The organism is Sphingobacterium sp. GVS05A (assembly GCF_019969845.1).
Classification (GTDB): domain Bacteria; phylum Bacteroidota; class Bacteroidia; order Sphingobacteriales; family Sphingobacteriaceae; genus Sphingobacterium.
The window spans coordinates 259,761-285,160 of sequence record NZ_JAHXYR010000001.1; the positions used below are offsets into that span (position 1 = coordinate 259,761).

Below are 25,400 nucleotides of genomic sequence, written 5' to 3' on the forward strand. Positions count from 1 at the left end.
ACTAAAATGCGATGGGTAATCTGGGAATAGATAAAATAATATTAGGTACAGCGGGACTGGGTGGTGTATGGGGAGGCGTAGATCCTGAAGAATCTATACAGGCGATTCATGAAGCATTATCTCATGGTATACGTGCTTTGGATACCGCGCCGGCTTATGGAGATGCGGAGTCCATAGTTGGGCAGGTTCTACAGTTATGGACTGGTGAAAGACCTTTAATTAGCACAAAAGTTGGTCGATTAAAAAGTTATGTCGCTACCGAAGCTAAATACGATTACTCCACTGCTGGCATGCAGCGTAGTGTAGACGAAAGTTTAAAGATACTAGGAGTATCAACTGTTGATGTACTTTTTTTACATGAACCTGCTGTATTGACCATAGATAACGCTGAAAGGGTAGTTTCAGCTATAGAGCATTTTAAAGAGCAAGGATTGGCAAAAAAAATTGGCATCGGCGGAAATCCGCCTAGTTGGTTCCTACCATTTCTGGAAGAAGGTCGATTTGATATTCTGATGGAGTATAATAAGCTGAATGCGTGTCGCATAGACGCGCTCCAAAATAGTATCCCGATATGCCAACAGTCCCAAATGGAATATTATGCGGCGAGTCCACTGAATATGGGGCTTTTAGGTTGTAAGTTTCAAGAGTTTTCACAGTACATACCTAATTGGCTCGACGCTGGGACGGTTGAACAAGCGCGACGAATTCAGGCTATTGCAGAACGGCATAACTTACCATTGGAAATGCTTGCATTACGATTTTTATTGAATATGAATGCTGTATTCAAAATAGTCCTGGGAGCAGCTAACAGGCAACAACTGCAGAATTCTTTAGACGCAATCAAACAAGGCGTGCTGCCAGTCAATATTTATAACGAAATCCTTCAAACGTTTAATGATAATAAATGAATAGAATAGATCAGGAGATTTTCAATATCCAAAAAGTCAGTATTCGAGTTTTGGAACCTGTTGCCAACATAACTCCTTTTCAGGATGCAACCATGGGGCCGTTTCCAAGTTTTGGCATATCCGTTATTCGCATCGAAGATGCTGAGGGATTTGTAGGAGAAGCACCTGTTTATAATAGTTATACCAATATCTTGGAAACCTGCCTATTTCCCATATTGTTCCATTGTGAAGGTTTAACCTATGCAGAATTTTTTCCTAAGTTGTACTGGTCTATTCGAAATGAAGGGTTTAAAGGTGCGGCATCAGCTCTTTTAGGACAGGTGGATATGGCTTTATATGATTTGGCAGCCAGGCGTCGTAATCTACCATTATATCGTTATATCGGGGGTAATCGGAATAGTGTGAAAATCTATGGAAGCGGTGGTGGAACCAATTATACATTGCAGCAACTGGAAAAGGAAGTTGCGCTCTTTTTGGATGCTGGAGTGGATTGCTATAAGATGAAGATTGGAAAGGACTTCGGTACAAATCTGGCAGCTGATATCGAACGTGTAAAATATGTGCGCAAACTGACTGGAAAAGACATGCGCGTAGCAGTGGATGTCAATCAGATATGGTCTTGCGCGGAGGTATTTCGATTTTTGGATGCCATTGGTGAGGATGAATTGGCTTGGCTCGAAGAACCGATACATTCAGCGGCCTATGATCAGATTGAGGAGCTTTGCAAGCGTACGTCAGTTCCCGTAGCTTATGGCGAATCTGAGCGGACCTCTAAAATATTTCCGATGCTTGCCAATTGTGGGATAAAACATTTACAGCCCGTTCCGACCCAATTTGGTGGAATAAAAGAATGGATGGAAGTTCGGGATTTATGTGCGGATCGCAATTTGCAGTTATCTTCTGGCGGTTATTCCTTATATTCGAGCTTTTTAATGACTACAGCCAAAGAAACCGGCATGATAGAATACCTGTATTCACTGATGTATGGCTTGGAAAAGTATTTTTTGATTCGACCATCATTGGAAAATGGACAGTTCCATTTACCAGAATCGGATGGATTGCCCGTACGTATCAATTGGGATTATTGCCTAAAGGAAAATAAGGTGCTAAGGGAGCAGGTCTGGTTAAAGCAGGATGTCCCGGGATACAATCCTTTGGTCAGTATGTAATACAATAAAAAGCGAACCTGATTATGAATTTAACATTTAATTATATTGATTACCTGGTTTTAACAATATATGCTTTAGTTCTTTTATATGTAGGTTTTCGTTTTTCAAGAAAAGAGAAAAATCAACAGGATATATTTCTGGGGGGGCGTTCCTTAAAATGGTGGCAGATTGGATTCTCTATTTTTGGAGCTAATGCCGGACCAACGATGTTAATTGGCTTTGCCAGCATTGGTTTTTCGCATGGAATTGTTGCGAGTAACTTCGAATTATTGGCTTGGATCTTTCTGATGTTATTGGCCATGGTTTTCTTGCCTTATTATCTAAAAACCAAGATTAGTACTATACCGCAGTTTTTGTTGATCCGTTTTGGCAAAAGGTCTTATAATTTTCTGATCGTCTACAGCCTGATTTCCATTTTAGTCGTGTGGCTGGGCAGCGCCCTTTACGCTGGAGGGTTGCTTATTTCAGGTATTTTCGGCTGTCAGTTATTTACGGCAATCGTCATTATTGGTATCGTCGCAACAAGTTTTACTGCGATAGGGGGATTGAAAGCTGTTGTCCGTACAGGTGTCTTCCAGTCTATTATCATTATTGTATCGTCGATCATTTTGACCTTCCTTGGTTTTCAGAAGATTGGTCATCTCGATGCGTTGATCAACCAAACTCCAGCATCGTATTGGAAATTATTTCTACCTGCTTCAAATACCGAATATTCATGGGTTGGCATCGTGTTGGGCTATCCTGTCGTAGCCATATATTATTGGTGTGCTGACCAGACGATCGTACAGAAGGTTTTAGCAGCGAAGGATTTAAAGGAGGGCCAATATGGCGCTTTATTTATCGGCGCACTTAAGATTATCATGCCGATTATATTTATTTTGCCCGGTATCATGTGTTTCGTATTATTTAAGGATACTGCTCCGGATAATGCCTACATTACTATGATCAAACAATTGATGCCACATGGTCTTTTGGGATTGAGCATAGCAGCGCTGATTGCGTCTTTAGTAGATACGGTATCATCAAGCTTGAATTCATTTTGTACCGTGTTTACGTTAGATGTTGTTCCGCAATTTAAAGTGTTGGATAATAATCAGCAGCGGCGTATGGGAAAATGGGTGACTGTCCTAGTTGCGCTGGTGGGAATTGGCATAGCGATGCTATTTTCTTATTCTGGAAAAGGTTTTTTTGACTTAACACAAGGTTTGGTTTCCATTTTGGCACCACCCTTGGCCGTCGTTTTTTTATGGGGAGTGATCTGGCGTGGAATTAACGGGACAGCAGCCGAAGTTGTCTTATATGGAGGTGGCCTAATTTGTTTGATTCTGGGTGTTTGCCATGTCCTAAATTATCCATACCGAGGCTTCTGGCCACATTTTCTGATGCTTTCTTTTTATATTTTTTTAGCTTTGAGTCTGATCATTGTGCTGGTATCTTTCTTGACCAAATCCAATGTAAATTCGGAGCTGCCGACCTTATTCGATGGATCGAATGCAAAAGAGTCTGGTCAATCTCGCTCAGTTTGGTTGACTTGGGCTGGACTAGCCTTCGTCATGATCATGATTTATATTTATTTTAATTGACCTTATTCGTAGAAAATATCACTAGCCAATGAATAACATGGCGAAGTAAAGATTGAATAGGAGAAAGCTCATTCAGTAAAAATATTAAACGAAAGTGAAGATGAAAATGTTGGTTCGCTTAATTATATTATGCACTTCAATGGCATTTGTTATGTGCAAAGGGGAGGGATCAAAACCCAATGTACCGCCGCAATATGAAGAGCATGTCTTTGTTGTCAATATTGTCGACAATCCAGAAAAATTAAAGGAATATCTGACTTACCACAGTCATGTTTGGCCAGAAGTAGAGGCAGGTTTTAAGAAAGCAGGCTATGAACGGATCGCATTATATCGTTTCGATAAGCTCATTGTCATGACAGTTCGTGTCCCAGTGGGTGCTAACCTTGATCAGATGGGTAAACTTGCCGAATCCTACAGTCCTAAATGCGCCGAATGGAACGCGTTGATGGATACCTATCAACAAGGTGTCAGCGGTACCGCAGCTGGACAAAAATGGACCGAAACGAATCTCTTTTATGAATTTAAACATAAATAGCTTCTGGTGTGCGATATTGCTTTAGAAAATCCCGGGGTGAACTCCCCTTAACATCTTTAAAATGTTTGTTGAAATTTGAAATATTATTGTAACCACTTTTGTAGCAGGTCTCTGTAATATTGTACTTTCCTTCCATCAATAATTTTGCCGCATGACCAATGCGTATCTCTTTGATAAAATCCACTAAGGTCCTGTTGGTTTGCATTTTGAAGAACCTACAAAAGGCTGAGGAAGACATGGGCACTATAGAAGCTACATCTTGTAGCGTTATATCCTCTCTAAAATGCTTGAATATATAGTCAAAAACCCGGTTAATACGATTGGCATCTGTCGAATTTTCAATGATATTGAAAGATGGTGAAGATAATGTCTTATAGGAATTGGATAAGGCAAGTTTGTCTAGGAGCTGTAGCATCAATACTGCGCGGGACAGCCCTGCGGCAACCAACATCTCATTGAGAATATCTTTCGCCTGTCTAACTATTGGCCCAGAAAATAGTACTCCTTTTGCAGCATTGATAAACAATTGATTCAGAAGAATTGCTTCGGGTTTGGTCAGAAAATCTTTACCCAAAAAATCAGGATAAAAATGAACAATGGATGCCGTAGCGGGTTTATCCTTATCGATTGTATTGTAATATTGCCAGCAATGCGGAAGATAGCTTCCTAACAATACCAATTCATCACCTTCAAAATCCTCAATGTGATCGCCTATAAACCGTTTCCCCATACAGTTACCCAGTAAGACAATCTCAAAGTTGAGATGTGACTTTAATGAAGTGTATTTTTTGATTTCCAGTTCTTCACTACGGACAGTAAACGACTGATCCGGTGGGAAAGTAAAGTTTTCATAAATATGCTGCATCATAATAAAAGCCTTAAATAGGTTTAAAAATCATAATATTATAGCAACCGGTTGCATAATGTAGTTAAAGGTAAGAAAAAAAAATATGAAAGTATAAAATTGGCGCATCTTGTATGTAAAATGTTTAATGCAAAAAAACATTACAAAAGAGCAAATTACTGGTGGTTATCTATTTTTATAATGTTGAAATTTATTCCTGCCATCAATTATAAATAATAGAGAAACTTAATGAACAAATTTCGTGTTAAACAGTGCAGGTGCCTATAGAAAGCAAGTGATGAAAGGGAATTCAAAAATTGAGTGAATAGGAGAATGGATGTAACCTTTGATCCTTTAAAATAATAATTAGATTTATTCAGAGTGTGATTTAGTGTATTTGTTAAAAGTGGTGAAAGTTGGGCTTCCTAAGCAGTCCAACTCTTCTATTCAATGGAAAAAGTAAAATAGTAAAGGAATGAAAAAAATAGTAGGAAGTTTTCTACTTTGTGTACTGGCTTTGAATAGCTTTTCGCAGGATTGGCTCCCAGAGCGTCGGGATAAGAAATCTCTATTCCGCCTATTGGATTGCCAATACGAGGGCGCGAAATTGGTACGGAGTTCAGCTATAGGAGCGGATTCGGACAATTGGGATGTTAAGCAGGAGGTCCTAAAAAAGAAGGGGACCAGTGAGGTGACCTATCGATTTAGTTTTAAGGCGAAAAAGGCCATGAAAGATGTGGGAGTGGCTGTTGCGTTTGATGCTTATGATTGGTCGAGCGACAATTTCGTGATGATTCCTGCGGTTGTTTATAATGGCAATCGCCAACGGATCGTTAATCGGGAATATGCAACGGGTTTGGACAAAACAGATTATTACCGCAAAGATCTGGCCCTTACGTCTAACCCCATACCACAGCTTTCTCCGGAATTTGGTGCTAATTCTCGATTAGAAGTAAACATCAGTAATACCAGCACACCACTGATGGCCTATTTGGATCGGAAGCAACAAAAGGGAGTTTTTCTTTTTACCGATCAAGGGATTACATGGAAGAATGAACTGAAAGATCATGCACTCATTATTGAAGAGAGCAGAGATCGGAGTCTTGCCAGTTTTGTCATTAGCGCTCCCGGAGTAAGGTCACGTAAGCCCGAGTTTATTGGCTTTAGTGAAAGTCCTGATCGCGGGATATCTGTAGCTAGGGGGGATGAATTACAGATTCGAGTGACAAGAATTGAGTTTCAAGCAGATGATGTTTCACAGTTGTACGCACGTTTTATGCAAGAACGAAAATCGCATGTCATGGAAACAACTCCGCGTAATCTGATGCCGATGAGCGAGGTTTTTAAGCGTATGGCAAAAAATATTGATGAACGCTATTATGCAAAAGATGCTGTTGGGTTTTACTGCCCTGAAAATGCCGATTGGATGTCTTATGGTTGGGTAGGCGGATTGATCAATACCTATCCTATGTTGGCTTTGGCAGATACTGTCCATTTCAATCGCGTAAGTCATACGTTTAACTTTGCTTTGCCACAGGGGCGCGGAGCAAGCGGATACTACTATGATGTATTGGGGGCAGATGGCCAGGTTATTTACCGTGATGGCGCCAAACTAAATCCAGGGATCGGATTGACGCGTAAAAATGCTGATGTACTGTACTGGATGGTGAAACAGTTTATGTTATTGGAAAAACAGGGCAAATCTTCTTTGATTTCCCAAGAATGGGAAAACTCAACCCGGCAACTTGCGGATGCATTTGTAAAGACTTGGCAAGAAGAAGGAACCTGGGGTAATTATTTGGCTGTTGAATCTGGTAAAGTTGCAGCTTATAATACAACAGGCGGAGCGATGGCTGTTGCTGGTTTGACATTGGCCGCTTCCTATTTTCATAATGATAATTATCTAGCAATTGCAAAGCAGGCTGCAAAAAAATATTACGATGAGTTTGCGCTTGTAGGATTTACTTCGGGAGCCTGTGGCGATATTTTGCAGAATGCAGATTCCGAAACTGCAATTGCATTGACGACTTCATTAATGACACTTTTTGAACAAACCGGCCAACGCGAATACTTGGAACAGGCTAGAAATCTAGCGAATTATACGGCATCCTGGACAGTCTCTTTTCCGTATCGGCTGCCTGAAAATACAGCCTTGGCAAAATTGGGTGCCAACCTCACAGGGGCAGTTTGGGCGAGTACACAAAACAAACATGGTGCCCCGGGATTCTGTACGCAGTCTGGCGATGTCCTCTTCAAGTTGTTCCGGGAAATCGGCGTAAGCTTGTATGCTGACCTGATGCGTGACGTTATCCATGCGCATGCCGAAGGTGTACAACCCGATGGTAAGATCACCGAACGTCTGACCTACTGTGATGCAGATAGTCGGGGATCACGTGGCGATGGTGGTAAAACAGGATGGAATGAAACCAATGGGGCATTGATGGCGCTAGAGATACCAGGACTTTACGTCCGCAAGGACAAAGGGACAGCTTATGCCTTTGATCATATTGTTATCAAGACGATAAAGAAAACGGCTCGGGGCTTGTCTTTGACACTTCACAATCCAACAGCCTACGACGCTCATATCACAATATTGGCAGAAGATGCTGCCCAAGCGGCTCGGCCTTTGGGAGAGAATGCTTTTTGGGATTGGAAGAACAAAGTCAACATAAAAGCAGGGGAATCCCTGGCTGTTGACCTATAAATGAGAACTAAATACGATACGTTTAAAATTAAAGGGAATGAAATTTCTAAAAGCTAAACTGCTATGTCTCGGATTGACTGCCTTGTCAACGATGGGGTATAGCCAAACGACATTAAAGACCAATTATTTTAAAATTGTGATCGACCAAAAAGGGTACATCACGAGCATGCAGAACATTACAAAAAAATCGAGTCCGGAATTTAGTCCCGCTGATAAACCATCCCCGTTGATGGTACTATATAATGCGAAGAAAAGGCTGTATACCTATCCAAATCGGGCGAACTACTCTGCAAGCGATAAAATCATGACTCTGGCTTATCCTAACGGTTCCACTGCACGCATCAGCATCATACCGCAGGCGAAGTACTTCAAGATGAAACTTCTTTCTTTGACAAACTCGAAAGAAATTGAGGCTATACAATGGGGATCATATCATACCAATATAACCAATTTACTGGGCGAGATTATTGGTGTCAGCCGGGATACGAGCAAGGCAGTCAACTACGCGATTGGTATGCTGGCACTCAATGACAATACATTGGGCGGAACAGCAGATATTCAAGGCGATGCAGCACCATTTCAGTATATTATCCATTCACCGGACGCTGCGCGTTTTCCATTGCCAAATGACTTGCATGAAGGTCAAATATTTACTTTAGGTGGAAATGGTATCAGCGATGTTGCCTTCTATGCGCACAAAGAACCTTATTATCGGATTATGTACGGCAATGCAGCTGAGGTGGATAAAAATGGAAGGATATCCATTACCTACCAATCTCGGGACCGTAGAAGTCCGCGTGAGGTGTATTATTCGTTGATTCCCAATATGCCTTCAAACAAGCCAAACCATTTGCAGGTTCAGCCCCTACCCGGTGTCGATTATATCGGTTCATCGATAGCCTTTTGGGGAAGTCCCGATAGTACGGCTTTGATGGATGTGATTCAAGATATTGTCCTAAAAGAAGGCTTGCCACATCCGACCGTCAATGGAAAATGGATCAAAGATCCAGCAGCCTTTGTACCTGATGTATTGACCGAGGGTGGACAATATGACAATATGATAGGATATGCTGACCGGTTGGGATTTAAGGCTATCAGCTTGTATGACCAAGGATTTTTACGACCTGATCGCGGAAATGCAGGCTATATTGACGGTAAAAACTTTGAGCATAAGCCGCTGAAATTCTCCGATGGGAAAGCACTTTCTCATAAGGAATATGCGATGTTGGCAGCCAAGCACAATCTTGTTATCGGTCGTACCCCGATAACGAATGCCCTGGCTCCGGGCACGAAAGATGCAAGTCCGGTTCCAAGCGATAGTATCTGGTATCAACAAAAACGTTTGCTAGCTAAGGCAATCAGTGTTACGGATACATTGATCTATGTGGATGATCCGACGCATCTAGAAGAAATTGGCAGTTGGGAAGGACATGTCAAGAGCTTAAATATCATTAAAATTGGAAAGGAGTTGATCCATTATCTCGGGGTTAGTGACACAAAACCTTATCACTTATTGAACGTGAAAAGAGGATATTGGAAAACGACAGCTAGTGCACATAAGGCACAGGATACTTTGTACAAATTACAGGTTACCATTGACTATGGTTATGATGGCCTGATTCCGAATATACAGTTGCAGGATAAAATTGCCGAATATTACGCCGATGTCTGTGCAATCAATGGTTTGGGCTACTATGATTTTGACGGTCAGGAATTCTTGTTCAATAATGGTCATGGTTACTATTCGGCTAAACGCTTTTTCCGCAAGATGTTTGATCGCGCGAAGCAGCATGGGCTAGCTGACATTCGATTTACAGGGGCTACTTTGTCCGAGGGATCATGGCATTATCAAAGTATCTGGAATGTAGGTGGGGGAAAAAACTTATATGATGCGCAAACAAGAGAATGGGGTAGTACAACAAGTCAAGGGAAGGATCTAAGGGATGTGTGCCAAGCCAATTTCTTTCCTGTAGGAATGGGTGGGAATTTTCCTATTACAGAAAAGTCTACTGTAGAAGAATATGAGCATATCCAGGCCATGTCCGTGGGTACGGGATCGACCTACAGCTTAAAACTGAATCAAAAACAGGTGGAAAGCTGTGCGCAGAAAGATGCTATTTTTAAGGCAATTCGCACTTGGGAGAACGCCCGTGCGGCAAATGCATTCCCGCGATGGGTGAAAGAATATCTAGTGGATCCTACGCAGAGTTTTAGACTCGAAGAATTGGATAAAGATCATTGGAATCTTTATCGGATCAACAAAGATGGTTCGGGTAAGCAACTATTAACAAAATTGACAAGAGCAAAAGGATATTAAAAACTATATCCGGTCCATTTAGGCCGGATATGGTTTTTATGGCATTAAATTGATTAAAATGAAAATTACTTTTTTTCTAACCTGGATTTTCTTTTTGGGATTTGAAACCTCGTCGGCACAGATGAAATCGAAGCCTAGGGAATACCATGTTGCGATCACTGGAAGTGATATGCAGGCTGGCACTCCAGCAAAACCACTCCGCAGCATTATGGCTGCAGCAAAGCTTGCTATGCCCGGTGATATTATTACAGTCCATGAGGGGGTGTACCGGGAAAGTGTTGTTCCGCCACGCGGTGGCGTTTCGGTAAAACAGCCCATCACCTATCGTGCAGCAAAAGGTGAGAAGGTAATTATTAAAGGCTCCGAAGAAGTGAGGGACTGGAAGTTAGTGCATGACGATATTTGGCAATTGGACTTACCCAATACATTCTTTGGTACATTTAATCCCTATGCTGAGGAGATCCGTGGGGATTGGTTTTGGCCGACTCCTAAAGAAAGGAAATATCATCGTGGCGCGGTCTATCTAAATGGTCATTGGCTAATGGAAGCTGCATCTAAAAAGCACTTGTTGACCGACCGTTCCCCAAAAGGAGGGTGGTGGGCTTCGGTAGACAAAGAAAATACCGTTATATGGGCACGATTCCCACAGGTCAACCCCAATCAGGGAAATGTCGAAATCAATGTCCGGCGCAGGGTTTTCTATCCCGATCGTCCATTTGTCAATTTTATCACGGTCGATGGTTTCGTCATGGAACAGGCTGCCACCAATTGGGCTCCGCCGACAGCTGAGCAGGAGGGGCTAATTGGAACACATTGGAGTAAGGGGTGGCGAATTATTAATAATACCATACAATATTCCAAATGTGTCGGGATTGCGCTAGGAAAATATGGTGATGCCTATGATAATAAAGATACCGAGTCGGCTGAAGGTTATGTCGGTACGATAAAAAGAGCCTTGGCTTTCGGATGGAACAAGGACAGCGTCGGTAGTCATTATGTGGGCAACAATAAGGTTGCTTATTGTGAGCAGGCTGGTATTGTGGGTAGTATGGGCTGTTCTTTCAGTACGATAGACAAGAATACCATCCATGATATCCATATCGAGCGCCTGTTTACAGGAGCGGAAATGGCAGGGATTAAATTTCATGGCGCTGTAGATGTTAGCATTCGAAATAATCGGATCTTTCGCACAGATAAGGCAATCTGGTTGGACTGGATGGCTCAGGGAGCAGAGGTTATGGACAACTTGTTGTATCAGAACGATCTTGATGTATTTCTTGAAGTGACACATGGGCCGGCATTCGTTGCCAATAATATTATGCTTTCTCCTAAAAGTTTGTTAATGAACGCACAGGGGGCTGCTTTTGCCCATAACCTTTTTGCTGGAAAAATAGATGTGGTTGCCTACGATAGCCGATTGACCCCCTATTTGAAAGCGCATGGAACAAGGATTACGGCATTAAAGGATAATCCGGGTGGAGATGTACAGTTTATCAATAATATTTTTGCAAAAGGGGGGGATGTTAGTGATTATAGTAAGGCCTATTTACCAGTATTGTTGAATGGCAATGTTTATTTAAAAGGTAGTGTCGGCATTTCAGCACACAAGGAGAATGCGCGTATGGGCGAGGTACATGCCGATGCCGAACAGCGTATGAAAGCCTATGTCGTGAAAGGAGCGGTGGAACAACAGGCATTGATTGATACGAACCAGGCTGTTTTGGTCAATTTAGTGGAAAAGCAAGGTAAGGTCTATTTGGACTTTCCGTTTCAAGCAAATTGGTTGCAACATAGTAGAGATTTGGTGACATCACGATCATTGCAAGCTACTGCTATACCAAATCTGCCATTTGAAGATCGAAATGGGCAACCTTTGCGGATTGACCGGGACTATTTCGGTAATGCTCGAAAAAAGTCCAATCCGTCGCCAGGTCCGTTTGAATATACTGGGAAAAAGAATAAAAAAATAACGTTGATTTATGAATAGAAATCTAATAATTCAATTAAAATCGTGTGGGATGCTTTTGAGCATCCTTTTTTGAAGAACATAACCTTTCTGTCGATAGAGGAGACTATAACAAATAACCAAGATATTTATTAAAGGGAAACATCTTAATACCAACTTATAGCTAATTACAATTTTCAATCAATTATTAGACAGTTATCAGTCACTGGTTATTCAGTTGTTACTGAGTCATCCCTGAGCAAGCACTGAACGAGCACTGAACAAGTAATGTCAAAAGGACGAATTTGTTTACCCTTTGATCCCAAAGTTGTTGCCACTAAATTCCATGATCAGATGCCGTACGACTGTATGTCAATAAGAGTTTGGCTAAACCATTAATCAATAATTTTCAAGTGATTGCTTTGGGAGGAATCTAGTATTTTGTTTAGATTTATGCACTATCATCATGATAGTATATAAATCTAAACAAAATTTATAACCAATCGCTTAGATCAAACCCAAACGAATGAAATATGTTAGATTGCTTGCCTGCATAACCTCCGTGTTCTATGCCGGAATAGCTCAACCCGTAGTCGCTCAACAGGCTACCACTCTTCCTACAACAATTGAACAAGGAAACCAAGATCGTGATTATTGGACCGGACTACTTTACAAAATTGTATCTCCGGTGATCCATAATCTCGCTTCGGGCACGCTGAAAAAGAATATGCCATTGGAAAAGGCTCCAGGCTACATGTTAAAGGCAGAACAGGTTTCTTACTTGGAAGCTGTGGGGCGTACCATGGCTGGTGTTGCTCCCTGGCTTTCACTCCCGGATGACAATACACAAGAGGGAAAGCAGCGCAAGAAATTGCGCTTGGCATTGCTGAAGGGAATTGCGAATGCAGTGAATCCAAGGAATCCGGATTGTCTAGATTTCAGCAAAGAACAACAGCCAATTGTTGACGCAGCATTTATGGCACAAGGTTTTTTAAGAGCTCCTCAGGCACTTTGGGAACCATTAGATACAGCGACAAAATCAAGAATCATCAATAATTTTAAAAGTTTGCGTAATCGAGCCGCCTATTACAACAATTGGCTGTTATTTTCCGCATTGACGGAAGTCTTTTTGTTACGCATAGGGGAAGAGGCTGATCCCGCCCGTATCGATATAGCACTGAAGAAAATGGAGGAATGGTACTTAGGAGATGGCTGGTACAGCGATGGGCCTTATTTTGCCATGGATTATTACAACAGTTTTGTTATTCAACCCATGTTGGTTGATATCTATCGTACGCTTGTGGATGTAAAGAAGATGGGTAGCAAGGAATATGATTTGGTCCTAAGACGTATGCAGCGTTATGCAACATTTCAAGAACGCATGATCGGTGTAGACGGAAGCTTCCCCCCTTTTGGTCGGTCGATAACATACCGTACGGGTGCTTTCCAGTCCCTGGCACAAGTGGCTCTATTGGGTAAGTACCCCGAGGGACTGTCGCCGGGACAGATTAGAAGCGCGATGACGGCTATGCATCGGCGAATGTTCGATTCCTGTTCGAACTTTGATCCAAAAGGATGGTTATTGTTGGGATTCTGTGGCGGACAGCCAGAAGTTGCGGATACTTATACTTCCACTGGAAGTTTATATATGACGACACTCAGTTTTTTGCCGTTGGGATTGCCTGTAAATGATCCATTCTGGACAAATAAACCGGAAGACTGGACAACAAAGAAAGCTTGGCAAGGTCAGGTGTTTAAAAAAGACTATAAAATTGGTTATTAACATAAGCCGAATTACTGTTATTTCTTCTAAAAAGCTAGCCGAATGATTTTCTTACAATTGTTCTAGGGAACGGTGGTAGTGAGTCGTCTTTTAATGAAAGCATTATGATGAAATCGCCAAATCTTAAGCTAGTTTTTTTTACTTGTTTCCTTGGTTTTAGTTCTTATTTACCAGGTCAGGCTCAGCAAAACGCCGTACAACAAGTATTATTGCAAAAAAGTAAAACTATCGTATCGCAATATGTGGCTAAATTCGATCGACCAGCGGTACGTATACCATCCCAAGTAGCTGTGGATGCCCCTTTATTGGGGAACGGCAGTACAGGAGTTGCCATTGGTGGTACTTCCGATAGGCAGACCTACTACCTGGCAAGAAATGATTTTTGGCGTTTAAAATCTGGATTTAATGAATCTTATCCTGCTGTATTGGGTAAGGTGGAAGTCGCCATTCCAATGTTAAAGACGGCTAGTTACAAGGTTGATTTAGATCTCTATACAGCAGTTGCAACCTCAACCTTTCAGGCGGGAGATAAGCTGCTGGAGATCCGATCATTTGTTTCCGAGAAAGATGACTGCTTGATTTTACAATTTCAAAACAAAGGGAAGCAACAAATCAGTGGGCAGATAAATCTGCTTCTCCCAGCCGGTGACCAATTTAAAAATAATCCATCAGCCGAATCACTGTTCCCAGCTGTCACTCAGCAGGAGACGAGAGGAAATGGAACAATATTGATCAGTAGGGGCTTTGAGGAGTTGGTAGATATTCCGACAAAGGCTGCTGCCGCTGGAAAAATAATCACACAGCAGCAACCTGCTTTCAACTTACATGCAGGCGAATCGCTAACCTATGTATGTGCTTTATCTTCCAATTTCAAAAATAAAGATTGTGTAGAAAAGGTGCTTAAGACCATAGCTAGTTTAGATCTAAAAAATGTAAAACTGCTCGAGCGCGAACATAAAAAATGGTGGGCAGATTTTTGGTCCGAGTCTTATGTTGAAATTCCTGATAAAGTGATCGAAAAACAATATTACTTGTCTCACTATGTGATGGGATCCTGTAGTCGCGATCCGCAATTTGCACCGCCCATCTTTGGAACATGGATTACCCAGGAGATTCCCAATTGGAATGGCGATTATCATTTGAATTATAACTATATGGCGCCTTACTATGGACTTTATTCTTCCAATCATCTTGGTGCAGCAGGTTCGTATGAGCAACCTTTGCTCGACTTTATGGAACGAGGTCAGTTCTATTCGAAAGAAATAACTGGGATTTCGGATGGATTGCTGTATCCAGTGGGAATAGGTCCGAAAGGAATGGAAACAACCCGTCAAAATGCCATCATGGAAAGCGCATTTGGTGGTTATATCCAAGGTGGACAGGTGGAGCAAAAAGGTTTGTTCTTTGGTCAAAAAAGTAATGTGTCTTATGGTGTAACCAATATGGCAACGGCGTTTTACACGACTTATGATCGCAATTATGCACGAAAAATATACCCTTATGTGCGTGGCGCAGCTGTGTTTTGGAACAATTATGTAAAGAAAGATGCAAAAGGGCGTTATGTGATTTTTAACGATGCAATTCATGAAGGTACTGTTGGGGATAGCAATCCAATTCTAAGTCTTGGACTGGTAAGGCAGACACTGCAGCTGGCTGCCGATTTGAGTAACTATTTGGATTTGGACCGTCAGTTGGCGGCGAATTGGATACAGGTAAAGGAGAATCTTGCTACTTTTCCGGTTCAGGAAAGAGATGGTCAATCAGTCTTCCGTTATACCGAAAAGGGGCCTGCTTGGTGGAACGATAATTCACTGGGTATACAACATATCTTTCCGGCTATGCAGCTTGACCTCGGAAGTGACCAATATTGGATTGACATTGCGCGTAATACCATCAGCCAAATGGGACGCTGGACTGATAATAATGGTACCAATAGTTTTTTCCCGGCAGCGGTTCGCGTAGGTTATAACGTAGATAGTATTTTGTATCATTTGAACCAATATAGTCGGCATACTTACCCGAATGGATTTCAACTGAATAACCCACACGGTATAGAAAATTGCAGTACTGTACCGACAACCATCAACCAGATGCTGTGTGGTGTCCATCATCAGGTGTTAAAATTATTTCCGGTATGGAACAAACAGCAAGCTGCACAATTTGCCAATCTGCGTGTAGATGGTGCTTTTTTAGTCTCCTCAAAACTTGAAAATGGAGCTGTTGCTTATGTTGAAATTTTAAGCGAACAGGGCCGCAATTTGATCTTGGATAACCCGTGGCCTGGACAAAAGGTATCTTGTCGTAAGAATGGTAAAATGAAGGAAACAATGCAGGGAGATCGTCTGCATATCAAGACAGCAAAGGGCGACCGTGTTTACTTGGTTGCTGGTGTTTAAAAGATTATAACAGGCTATTGGCCAAGATGAAGTTTGGATATAGAAAAATATACCTGATAAAAATAAATATAGAAATGAAAGTTAACCGATGTTTTTTGAGGCTGAATGTTCTTCTTCTGCTGTTTGTTTGTGGAGGAAAACAGGGGACAGCTCAAAATAAAGATTACGCTTTTCGCGATGTGAAAAGAAGCCGGGAAGAACGTATTCAAGATTTGATTGCGCGATTGACCTTATCGGAGAAAGTGCAGATGATGAAGCACGAGTTTAAGGGCATTCCACGATTAGGCATTCCGGCATACGATTGGTGGAATGAAGCGCTGCATGGTGTTGCAAGGACAGAAGAAAAAGTCACGGTATATCCACAGGCAATAGGAATGGCGGCTACTTTTAATACGGATGCGGTCAGACAGATGGGGGATTTTACGGCAACAGAAGGTCGCGCATTATTCAATGAAGATCTCAAAGCTGGAAAAACAGGTCAACGTTACCGGGGCTTGACCTATTGGACTCCGAATGTCAATATCTTTCGCGATCCACGTTGGGGAAGGGGACAGGAGACTTATGGTGAAGACCCTTATTTGACAGGTCAGATTGGAACAGCTATCGTACGCGGACTAGAAGGTGATGATCCGCAGTATTTGAAAGCAGTTGCAGCAGCCAAACACTACGCTGTGCACAGTGGTCCCGAGCATAATCGACATTCTTTTAACGCGGAAGTATCAGCTTATGACCTTTGGGATACCTATCTCCCTGCATTTCGGCAATTGGTAACCAAGGCTAAAGTGCATGGGATCATGTGTGCCTACAACCGTTTGGAAGGGATGCCATGTTGTGGAAATAATGTGCTACTTAATAATATTTTGAGGCAGCAATGGGGTTTTAAAGGCTATGTAACTTCGGACTGCGGGGGTATCAATGATTTTGCTAGCGGACATAATACACATCCGGATAATACAGCGGCCGTCAGTGCGGCAGTTTTGGCTGGAACAGATCTGGAATGTGGTAATCTCTATCAATTGCTGGAACAGGGGGTAAAACAAGGGACATTATCCGAAAAGGAAATAGATGTTTCACTAGCCCGACTTTTGCAGATCTGGTTTCAATTGGGCATGTTCGATCCACAAGAACTGGTACCTTATGCAAAGATAGGTCGCGAAGTGATCGAAAGTAAATCGCATAAGGCCCATGCTTATAAAATGGCCCAGGAATCTATGGTGCTGTTGAAAAATGAGCATGGCATTCTACCCCTGGATCCCAATAAAATAAAAAGAATTGCTTTGATCGGCCCCAATGCTAATAATGGACATGCGCAGTTAGCAAATTATTTTGGTACGCCCTCAGAAATTGTCACACCGTTGAGTAGCTTACAGAAACGTTATGGAAAGCAAATCGCGATTGACTATCTTGCGGGAACCGAAATTATGAAAAAAATTGATGGCGGCCCTTCATTTGAAGAAATTGTTAAAAAGGCTGCTGCTGCAGATGTTATTGTTTTCGTTGGTGGTATAACCGCCGACTATGAAGGTGAAGCGGGCGATGCCGGAGCGGCGGGTTATGGTGCGTTTGTCAATGGCGACCGTTCGACCATGGGCTCTCCGGAAGTACAGACCGCATTGCTGAAAGAGTTGAAAAAAGTAGGAAAACCACTTGTTTTGGTCAATATGTCGGGGTCGGTGATGAGTTTCGACTGGGAATCCCAACATGTAGATGCCCTATTGCAGGCATGGTATGGCGGACAGGCAGCTGGAGATGCTATTACAGATGTGCTATTTGGTCGCTATAATCCTGCAGGACGTATGCCGTTGACAACGTATAAACGGGATGCAGACTTACCCGATTTTGAGGATTACTCCATGGCAAACCGGACTTATCGTTATTTTACGGGTGAGGTACGTTATCCATTTGGTTATGGACTAAGCTATACAAACTTTGAATATAAACAATTGCAGGCACCTACGATCGTCGAAACAGGCACTGATGTTGAGGTCACGGTACAGGTGACAAATAGTGGCGAGCGTGATGGTGATGAGGTCGTTCAATTGTATGTTGTTCATCCAAAAGAAGGAAACTATAAGGTGCCTAATAGTGCTTTAAAAGGATTTCAGCGCGTATTTTTTAAAAAAGGACGTTCTCAAAAGATAACTTTTATACTGACACCTGAAGATCTTGCCCTAGTGAGTGAAAAGGGGGACCTGATACAAAAAGGTGGGACTGTCAAAATATATGTTGGTGGTGGTCAGCCAGGTAAATCTGTGGGAGTCGAGCGTGAAATTACAATGCATGGAACTGCGTATCGACCTTATTAAGACAAAATAGATAAAGGCTTGTATAGATTCATAACTTTATTTAATCAACGAATAAACAATATTAAATGAAAGTACTTTTTGGAATGATCCTAGCAATGTTATCCCTCTCTTTATTTGGACAACAGCAGGAAATTACACGCATGGGAAATGCGCATGTTGAACTTTTTGATCGGGATTGGAAGTTTTACCGCTTTGGTTTGCAAGCGGACGGTAATCAATTGGCTGAACCGAATGACGTCTATAAGACCGAGTTTAGTGATGATTCCTGGCGTAAATTAGATCTGCCGCATGATTGGGCTATTGAGGGACCATTCCGTATTGAATTGGCCAGTGAATCTGGAAAGCTGCCCTATAAAGGGATAGGTTGGTATAGAAAGCATTTTAAACTGGAAAATCTTCAAGCCGGAGAACGGGTTTATCTGGATTTTGATGGAGCCATGGCGAATGCCAAAATTTGGTTAAATGGCCGCTATGTGGGCACTTGGCCATATGGGTATAGTTCCTTTCGTATGGACTTGACACCCTATCTAAAAAAAGATGCTGAGAATGTTTTGGCAGTACGTTTGGATACGGAAAATTGGGAATCAAGATGGTATAGCGGTGCTGGAATCTATCGCCATGTATGGATGGTACGTACTTCTGCTGTGCATGTTGCGCATTGGGGAACCTCACTTACAACGCCGGTTATCAATGATCAATACGCGACGGTTAAGAACGAGGTAACTTTGGATAATTTTCGTTTTTCCCCGGTACATGCAGAGGTCAAAGCGACTTATTTTGAGTTGGATGAACAAGATAAACCTGGAAAACAGGTGGCTACAGCCAATGGATTTGTAGACCTTCATGCCAATGCAAGTGGCAAACTGACACTTGAAACACATATCAATCAACCGAAACGATGGGATATTCTATCGCCAAATCGTTATGTAGAAAAGATTGAAGTCATCGTTGACGGCCAGACAAGCGATACTTATTATAGTCCTTTTGGTGTACGGACTATAGCATTCACAGCAAATGAAGGCTTCAAGTTAAACGGCCGTCGTGTAGACATAAAGGGGGTATGTAACCATCATGATTTAGGATCATTAGGGGCTGCTTTTAATAAAACAGCCTTGGAACGTCAGCTCAAAATGTTACAGACCATGGGGATGAATTCCCTGCGCACATCACATAACCCACCAGCACCGGAACTATTGGAGTTGGCTGATAAAATGGGGATTTTGATTTGGGACGAGGCTTTTGACGCTTGGCAAACAGGTAAGCGCGCAAGAGATTATAATAAATTATACGATGAGTGGCATGAGCGCGATCTATTGGCTATGGTGCATCGCGATCGAAATCATCCGTCGGTATTCATTTGGTCCATTGGTAATGAGGTGCTTGAACAACAGGATATCAACATGACTCGGCATCTGGCCGATATTATTCGCCGGGCAGATCCAACACGACCAGTTTCCAATGGTTATAATGACCCGGATGGCGGCCGCGAGTCGGGGGCTGCAACTGCTTTGGATATCATGGGTGTAAATTATTTCTTCAGTCAACAAGGTCGTTGGGATAAAGATGCGCGTTATCGGAGCATGCCGACGATTGGTAGCGAAACTTCTTCCTGTGTTTCTTCCCGTGGCGAATATTTTTTTGGAACCGATTACGATGGCTGGCAGGTCACTTCTTACGATCGTGCTGCTCCGGGATGGGGCTGTTCACCGGATGCACAGTTCCGGATATTGGCTCAATATCCAAATTTGCTGGGAGAATACGTTTGGACAGGTTTTGATTATCTGGGCGAACCGACACCTTATAATTCAGCGGAGACCAATTTGTTGAATTTTAGAACGGATCCCGCAAAACGTGCTGAACTGGAAGCTGCATTGGAAGAATTGAAGAAGAAGAATCCGCCTTCAAGAAGCAGCTATTTCGGTATTATCGACCTTGCCGGTTTTCCAAAAGATCGGTTCTACCTATATCAATCCCATTGGCGACCTGAATTGCCAGTGACGCATATCCTGCCACATTGGACCTGGGCAAGCAGAAAAGGGGAGATTACACCGGTGCATGTGTATACTTCGGGTACAGAAGCAGAACTGTTCGTCAATGGAAAAAGTCAAGGACGTAAGAAGAAGGTTGCGGGACAGGATTTTCGATTGCAATGGGATAGTGTGCGCTACGAACAGGGAACGGTAAAGGTAATTGCTTATAAGGACGGCAAGGAATGGTCCAAAGCAGAAATTCAAACCGCTGGAAAAGCCGAAAAGCTCCAGATGGAAGCGGATCGTGCTACAATCGATGGCGGACGGTCGGAGCTAGTTTTTGTCTCGGTAAAAGTGACTGATAAAAAAGGAACTTTGGTGCCTCAATCGGACGCACTGATTGATTTTTCGGTCGAAGGTGCGGGTGAAATTGTTTCTACCGATAATGGGAATGCGATTGATTTTACTTCGTTCCAAAGTCATTCGCGTAAAGCGTATAATGGAATGGCATTGGTCATCGTAAAGGCAAAAAAAGGAGAGCAGGGCGCAATCCGGATCAAGGCATCGAGCAAGGGGTTGAAAGTCGCGTCCGTAAATGTATTGTCAAAATAAAAAGACAGAATACTTAAAAAAGCAGATTTATTTCCTGTGCCTGGCCGGATTGTAGGACAGATAAAGCGAAAAATCAAGCTTAACTTATACTATGCTTGACTGAAAGGAAATGTGCAAGTGCTGGAACAGGATCAGCACAGTAGGACAGTGTCATTAAATGCGACATCAGAAGCAATCTTTGAGGTCATATACCGGTAAAAAGTCAAACTTGGCTTGTGATTAAGTAAGCCGCCTGGTAAAGGTCTCGGATCGAGATTTTAATTTTTAAGGAGTCTTCTCGTCATGCTGGTGAGAAGACTCCTCTGTTTTGCCCCGGCCTTATTTGCTGCTTTGTGTGTGCCTGTGCATGATTGAAAAGATTTCAGTACCTATCTTCTCGGATTTCGTTTGGCGCCTACCTAATGGGATATTTTGGTCTATATGTTATTCAATATGGAGTAATTTTTTACTCTGCTTTGAATGCCCATTTTCATTGAAAGCCTCGACTGAAAAATAGTAGTCCTGAGCGCTATTGAAAATACGTCCTTCAAATTTGTTGTCGTAGATGACGGTGGCATTATATAATTTTTCGGCTGTAACGCCCCAACGTAGGATATAGCCTTTAGCGTCTGCGCTTGCTTGCCATTGTAAGGTTATCCGACGACGATCCTTTGCATCTCGTTGTCCTTCTAAGCCATTGATCGCTGTTGGTTTTTGTCCAAGGCCATTGCCAAAAATGCGGAAATCATAGAGTGAAAATTTTCCGGGGATCTCTTTCTTATTGGTGATGCGTACGTAACGTGCAAGAATTTTGTGATCCAAGCAGAACAATTCATGTGGTTGATCTTTTGTGCTTTTTCGCTGGTCGATGAGGGGAGACCATTTTTTTCCATCTAGGGAGTATTCGATCAAATATTGATAACTATAAGATTGTGGAGCTTTAAGTTCGAAGTCCTGATCGGCAAAATTAACCTGAAGGGCGTTGATGGCCATTTTCTTCTCGAGGTCGATTTGAAGGTACTCACCGATGGCTCCTGATCTTGCTGACCACCAACTCTCTACACGCTCATCATTCGCATTGCCTTGCGGAAATTTACTTAATGCACTGGATACGATAATGGGCTTATTGCGAGATAACAGGTTATACGGAAGAGAAAGATCCTTCTTTTCGAGGTTAACTTTAGTATTGGGAATCTGAAAGGGGAGATCAGTATATACTGTTTGTGCGTAAAGTTTACCTTCCTTGTCAAAAAATGCCGGAAAAAGACCGATACGCCGTTCGAACCAGTCCCGTACCGAAATTTTCATGGTTGCAACATGCCAAAAATTGCCAAGTTTGTCTTGAAATGTATGACCGTGACCTGCTCCAGCAATAAATCCCCCCGGTTTATAGGAGAAGGGACTATTCGTTTCGTATCGAAAAGGTCCTAAGGGGGATGTCGATGTATAGACACCATCGGCATAACTCCTGAATTGAGTCCCAGGAGATGCATATTGGAGATAGTATATGCCTTTGTATTTAATTACTGAGGGACCTTCATTCCAGCCTGGAGTCCCTAGTTCGTTATGCTCCCCCTGTACTTCCCATCCATATTGTTTTTCATGATGTTGGATCAATACTTTTGGCTCACCAATGGGTTTGAACCCATCTTTTGGATCGACCTCCACACCCATAATGGGATCTACGTTGGAACATCCCCAGTATAGGTAGACTTTTTTGTTGCCATCCATGAAAAAGGCGGGGTCAGTCATTCCTATGGTAAATTTGGTGGGTACAGGTTCCCATTGATCCTCATCCGGATTGACTGTTTTATAGATCTGAGGTTTTCCTCCTGATGCTAGAAAGTAAAGTGCACCATCATAACTCAGTACCGTTGGTGCATAAGCTTCTATGCTTTTGATAGTTTTACATGAAATGTAAATCCAGTCTTTTAGGTCTGAAGAGCGCCAATATCCACCAGATTTGGAAGCAAATAGATAGTATTGACCTTTATAGAGTTGGACGACAGGGTCTGCTGCTTCCCTTCGGCTTGGACTTTCTGGCAGGAAACGGTACTCGAGCGCTAGGGGATTGATGATGATTTTTGAGGATTGTTGCCCGTAGATAAGCCCAGACCAAAAGAATAGAAGGAGAAGTACTGATCTGGTAATCTTATTGAACTTATTTTTATACTGAGATGCAATTAGATATTGCATGGGAAGATATTTTGGCTTTCGCATAATTTTCCTTTTCTAATAAAGTCGATTGAAAGGGGGCTTTCCCTAAATTTCCCAATACCAAAGATAGCCATCTCTTGAGATAGCTATCTTTGGTATTTTATCCCTAAAAGCTTTTTATCAAAATGATCAAACGAAAATATAAAAGACGTATTTGCTAATCATCTTCATTTTTCAAAGGAAGTCATAAATCCAGTACGCATACTCATCTGTTTGAAAGTATCGTAGACATCTTTTCTACAGCTGAAAAGGGTAGCGGATAGAAAGTTGTCATTTTCGATACTTTTTATAAATGCCTTCTCTTTTTCTGTTAAGACAAGCCCTTTGTAATCTATTACACCAGCAGAGGCTAATACGATGATGCGATCTTCAAGTTCCCATTTTCGTAGTTGATAGGAAGAAAGGCCCTTTGACAAATCTGTTAAATATGCGTTTCCAAATGCTTTATTTAATTCGACGATAAAGCTGTTCAATTTTTCGGGTTCTATCCTGTCTGTTGCCCCGGACAAAAGCAGCAGCTTATTGTCGAGGTCTGTAATGGCATTTATTTCATTAAATTTTAAATTACGGAAAAATCCAGCGCTATAGTCCTTTTCCCAGCCACTTCTACCAATACCAGTTTGTCGGTATTGAATTGCAAATGCAGTATCAATGTTAAAGTTTTGTCCTGTCCTGTCTATGGTATCCGTTTCCGCCCTAAAAAAATAGATCGGTTTTACACCCGCATTTCTCTTTTTATGATAATCCGACCATTCGGCTTTTAAGGCAGTTGCATAAAAACTTTTTGTGTTAAAGCTATTAAAATTTACCTTTTCCACATCTAATCCCCCATCTTCAAGCTGTCGTTGACAATAGCAGAAAGTTGTCAATGATATCAGTACCAGCAGAAGTAACTTTTTGCGTATCATTATCATTCATTTATTTCCCTTCCTTTTTCTCTGGCCAGCCAACAAATAGGCCTGTCTCTAATGTTAACTCACCTGTGGAAGGGTTATAACTGTCTTTTGATAGGATGGGCATTTCCCCTGCGACTTTACTTTGTTCGGGGTTATGTGTGCGATTGTGGTAGGTGGGCACCTTGTCAAGATGGACGGTTTTGCCATTGATCCGTAAATTTTTCTGGATAATGGTTACTCGGGGTAATTTGTCATAACGTATCACATTCATCCCTTCCAGATTTCTCGCACTTTGCGCAAAATCAATAAAATATTTATACTGCTCTAGGAACGATGTGATTTGTTTCCTCATTTGGATCTTTTTACCCGGAAATGCCAAAGACCCCACATTAGTGACCTTTTTGTTGCTTAAGTCTTCGACATACATGGTGATCCAGGAATGCTCATAATCGCCCCAACTGAAATAAGTCTCTTTGGGATTGATCGAATCAGGCACCGCCTTACCGGGAATATTTCCTTCTCTTATTAGTGTTATCCGATAAGATCCTTTATGCCATCCTACGGTATTGCGGACGCTGATAAAGTCGCCTTCGGCATCCGAGCTGGCGTAATATCCTGTTGTTTTCAATGCTTTTTTTGTCCGTTCAAACCAACGTGAAAAGATACCATTAAATTTAATTTCTTGCTCCTTGCCCGTTTTCACACTGATACCACCGCCAGCAGATTGAATACCACAATACAAAGGAATATTGTTCAACGCAATATTAAAAGGAGAAATATAAAATGAATAGTGATCAGGAATGTCATCCTGTACTATAATATCGATGGAAATAGATTGGAAGTCGTTGACCACCGAATCTAATACATAGTAGGAATTGGTATAGTGTAAAGGCGGCAGTATTAGGCTATCGGGAAAAACAAATTCCGTAGCCATCTTTTTCTTGAGCTCTTGATCTATACTGCTGTTCTCATACTTTTTTTTGAGTTCTTCTTTGGTTTGAGAAAATGCTGTCATACCCAATGATAGCATCAGCAACAATAGAGGATATGGATGTTTGAATGACTTCATCGTTTTGTTCCTAATTTGATTTGAAAATAGGTATTATATTTTATATTATTTACTCATAAGGTTAAAATACCATGCATAAATCACTATCAGAAATACGAATCATAAATCATCTGGGACGAATTGTAAGAGGAGGAAAAACAATTGTCAATGGCGCTTTATATTTGTAC

Annotated in this window: 15 protein-coding genes; 11 read left to right on the forward strand and 4 right to left on the reverse strand. The window is 41.9% G+C overall.

What is annotated here, in order from left to right; translation table 11 throughout:
• The first annotated feature begins 11 nt into the window (after positions 1 to 11).
• The 4 genes from LC454_RS01085 to LC454_RS01100 all read left to right on the forward strand — a co-directional run bounded on the left by LC454_RS01085 (position 12) and on the right by LC454_RS01100 (position 4,195).
• A complete protein-coding gene (locus tag LC454_RS01085) occupies positions 12 to 908 on the forward strand; it encodes an aldo/keto reductase (protein WP_223578280.1) in 897 nt (298 codons plus the stop codon).
• Positions 905 to 2,077 carry an enolase C-terminal domain-like protein gene (locus tag LC454_RS01090; protein ID WP_223578282.1) on the forward strand — a complete coding sequence of 391 codons (1,173 nt, stop codon included), beginning with the start codon at positions 905 to 907 and terminating at the stop codon, positions 2,075 to 2,077. Before LC454_RS01085 ends, LC454_RS01090 begins: the two co-directional genes overlap by 4 nt.
• A gap of 23 nt (positions 2,078 to 2,100) precedes the next feature.
• Positions 2,101 to 3,660, forward strand: a complete 1,560-nt coding sequence (locus LC454_RS01095; RefSeq protein WP_223578284.1) for an SLC5 family protein — start codon at positions 2,101 to 2,103, stop codon at positions 3,658 to 3,660.
• 139 nt (positions 3,661 to 3,799) lie between these two features.
• Positions 3,800 to 4,195, forward strand: a complete 396-nt coding sequence (locus tag LC454_RS01100) for an L-rhamnose mutarotase (protein ID WP_223578286.1) — start codon at positions 3,800 to 3,802, stop codon at positions 4,193 to 4,195.
• Here the strand turns inward: LC454_RS01100 and LC454_RS01105 are convergent.
• Positions 4,182 to 5,063, reverse strand: coding sequence for an AraC family transcriptional regulator (locus LC454_RS01105; RefSeq protein ID WP_223578288.1), 882 nt, complete (start codon positions 5,061 to 5,063; stop codon positions 4,182 to 4,184). The two genes, LC454_RS01100 and LC454_RS01105, sit on opposite strands and share 14 nt — an antisense overlap.
• A 451-nt stretch (positions 5,064 to 5,514) precedes the next feature.
• On the opposite strand from LC454_RS01105, the gene LC454_RS01110 reads away from it, so the two are divergent.
• The 7 genes from LC454_RS01110 (at position 5,515) to galB (ending at position 21,072) form a co-directional block, all read left to right on the forward strand.
• Entirely contained in the window at positions 5,515 to 7,743 is a 2,229-nt protein-coding gene (locus LC454_RS01110; protein ID WP_223578291.1) for a hypothetical protein, read from the forward strand.
• A gap of 37 nt (positions 7,744 to 7,780) precedes the next feature.
• The gene (locus LC454_RS01115) at positions 7,781 to 10,060 is read left to right on the forward strand and encodes a hypothetical protein (protein ID WP_223578293.1); all 2,280 of its coding nucleotides are present in this window, start codon (positions 7,781 to 7,783) and stop codon (positions 10,058 to 10,060) included.
• A 58-nt stretch (positions 10,061 to 10,118) separates the two neighbouring features.
• Entirely contained in the window at positions 10,119 to 12,047 is a 1,929-nt protein-coding gene (locus LC454_RS01120) for a right-handed parallel beta-helix repeat-containing protein (protein ID WP_223578295.1), read from the forward strand.
• A gap of 484 nt (positions 12,048 to 12,531) precedes the next feature.
• A complete protein-coding gene (locus tag LC454_RS01125) occupies positions 12,532 to 13,788 on the forward strand; it encodes a DUF2264 domain-containing protein (protein WP_223578297.1) in 1,257 nt (418 codons plus the stop codon).
• A 104-nt stretch (positions 13,789 to 13,892) separates the two neighbouring features.
• Entirely contained in the window at positions 13,893 to 16,184 is a 2,292-nt protein-coding gene (locus tag LC454_RS01130; RefSeq protein ID WP_223578298.1) for a glycosyl hydrolase family 95 catalytic domain-containing protein, read from the forward strand.
• A gap of 74 nt (positions 16,185 to 16,258) precedes the next feature.
• Entirely contained in the window at positions 16,259 to 18,490 is a 2,232-nt protein-coding gene (locus tag LC454_RS01135) for a glycoside hydrolase family 3 C-terminal domain-containing protein (RefSeq protein ID WP_223578300.1), read from the forward strand.
• Positions 18,491 to 18,555: 65 nt separating this feature from the next.
• Positions 18,556 to 21,072 (forward strand): beta-galactosidase GalB, encoded by a 2,517-nt coding sequence (gene galB / locus LC454_RS01140; protein WP_223578302.1) that lies wholly within the window; start codon positions 18,556 to 18,558, stop codon positions 21,070 to 21,072.
• 423 nt (positions 21,073 to 21,495) lie between these two features.
• Here galB and LC454_RS01145 read toward each other — a convergent pair whose 3' ends face one another.
• The 3 genes from LC454_RS01145 to LC454_RS01155 all read right to left on the reverse strand — a co-directional run bounded on the left by LC454_RS01145 (position 21,496) and on the right by LC454_RS01155 (position 25,233).
• Positions 21,496 to 23,247 (reverse strand): family 43 glycosylhydrolase, encoded by a 1,752-nt coding sequence (locus LC454_RS01145; RefSeq protein WP_223578304.1) that lies wholly within the window; start codon positions 23,245 to 23,247, stop codon positions 21,496 to 21,498.
• A 188-nt stretch (positions 23,248 to 23,435) separates the two neighbouring features.
• Positions 23,436 to 24,176, reverse strand: coding sequence for a hypothetical protein (locus LC454_RS01150; RefSeq protein WP_223578306.1), 741 nt, complete (start codon positions 24,174 to 24,176; stop codon positions 23,436 to 23,438).
• Between the two features lie 10 nt (positions 24,177 to 24,186).
• Entirely contained in the window at positions 24,187 to 25,233 is a 1,047-nt protein-coding gene (locus LC454_RS01155) for a hypothetical protein (RefSeq protein WP_223578308.1), read from the reverse strand.
• Positions 25,234 to 25,400 lie beyond the last annotated feature (167 nt).

Excerpts from the sequence above, each read along its gene's own strand:
- LC454_RS01085 (WP_223578280.1), top strand. The coding sequence starts at position 12 with ATGGGTAATCTGGGAATAGATAAAATAATATTAGGTACAGCGGGACTG.
- LC454_RS01090 (WP_223578282.1), top strand. The coding sequence starts at position 905 with ATGAATAGAATAGATCAGGAGATTTTCAATATCCAAAAAGTCAGTATT.
- LC454_RS01095 (WP_223578284.1), top strand. The coding sequence starts at position 2,101 with ATGAATTTAACATTTAATTATATTGATTACCTGGTTTTAACAATATAT.
- LC454_RS01100 (WP_223578286.1), top strand. The coding sequence starts at position 3,800 with ATGGCATTTGTTATGTGCAAAGGGGAGGGATCAAAACCCAATGTACCG.
- LC454_RS01105 (WP_223578288.1), bottom strand. The coding sequence starts at position 5,063 with ATGATGCAGCATATTTATGAAAACTTTACTTTCCCACCGGATCAGTCG.
- LC454_RS01110 (WP_223578291.1), top strand. The coding sequence starts at position 5,515 with ATGAAAAAAATAGTAGGAAGTTTTCTACTTTGTGTACTGGCTTTGAAT.
- LC454_RS01115 (WP_223578293.1), top strand. The coding sequence starts at position 7,781 with ATGAAATTTCTAAAAGCTAAACTGCTATGTCTCGGATTGACTGCCTTG.
- LC454_RS01120 (WP_223578295.1), top strand. The coding sequence starts at position 10,119 with ATGAAAATTACTTTTTTTCTAACCTGGATTTTCTTTTTGGGATTTGAA.
- LC454_RS01125 (WP_223578297.1), top strand. The coding sequence starts at position 12,532 with ATGAAATATGTTAGATTGCTTGCCTGCATAACCTCCGTGTTCTATGCC.
- LC454_RS01130 (WP_223578298.1), top strand. The coding sequence starts at position 13,893 with ATGATGAAATCGCCAAATCTTAAGCTAGTTTTTTTTACTTGTTTCCTT.
- LC454_RS01135 (WP_223578300.1), top strand. The coding sequence starts at position 16,259 with ATGAAAGTTAACCGATGTTTTTTGAGGCTGAATGTTCTTCTTCTGCTG.
- galB (WP_223578302.1), top strand. The coding sequence starts at position 18,556 with ATGAAAGTACTTTTTGGAATGATCCTAGCAATGTTATCCCTCTCTTTA.
- LC454_RS01145 (WP_223578304.1), bottom strand. The coding sequence starts at position 23,247 with ATGCAATATCTAATTGCATCTCAGTATAAAAATAAGTTCAATAAGATT.
- LC454_RS01150 (WP_223578306.1), bottom strand. The coding sequence starts at position 24,176 with ATGATACGCAAAAAGTTACTTCTGCTGGTACTGATATCATTGACAACT.
- LC454_RS01155 (WP_223578308.1), bottom strand. The coding sequence starts at position 25,233 with ATGAAGTCATTCAAACATCCATATCCTCTATTGTTGCTGATGCTATCA.